The following is a 526-nucleotide window of genomic DNA, read 5'->3' as shown; positions in this document are numbered from 1 at the left end:
CCTCCATATCCTCTTCATCATCACTACCCGCCTAGGTATTAGTTGCTCGTTTCTTGATGACTAAGAAGCCATTGATGAACTGCTGGTGCATAATACTTGCGTTGATTGCCTTGCTTGACGAACGGAAAATCCGGTTGGTACAGATAGTATTTGTCAGCTGTGTCTACCTTGATGCCGAACTCTTTGTCTAGGTCCTTGCGATCAAGCAGCTTCGTGCTGACAGTTACTTCCTTCCGACCGTCTTCAACACCTTTCAGGTAAGCTTGCTTAAATAAAGTAGCTAATCCTTGAACTAGATCATTCATTACTAGCACCCTCCTAGTCGAAAAGTTCATCGCCATAACGACCGAATAGCCAACCAATGAATAGAAAGAGTAGTAATTTTGCAGTTATCATTCTTCTTCACTCTCTTCGATTTCGACGTTCTTCAACCCGTACGTGATGAATCGTTGAACAATTTTGTTCACAGTTAATCCGGTCTCAGCTTTTAGTGAAAGCAATTGCGCATGAAGGTCGGTATCAATGT

1 protein-coding gene is annotated in these 526 nt (G+C 42.6%); it reads right to left on the bottom strand.

Annotated features, from left to right (window positions below):
• Window positions 1-38: 38 nt before the first annotated feature.
• Window positions 39-305 carry a hypothetical protein gene (locus tag ACYVN4_RS44995; RefSeq protein ID WP_125686032.1) on the bottom strand — a complete coding sequence of 89 codons (267 nt, stop codon included), beginning with the start codon at window positions 303-305 and terminating at the stop codon, window positions 39-41.
• Window positions 306-526: the final 221 nt, after the last annotated feature.

This window comes from Nocardia heshunensis, assembly GCF_054782115.1.
This window is presented reverse-complemented; position numbering and strand designations above follow the sequence as displayed.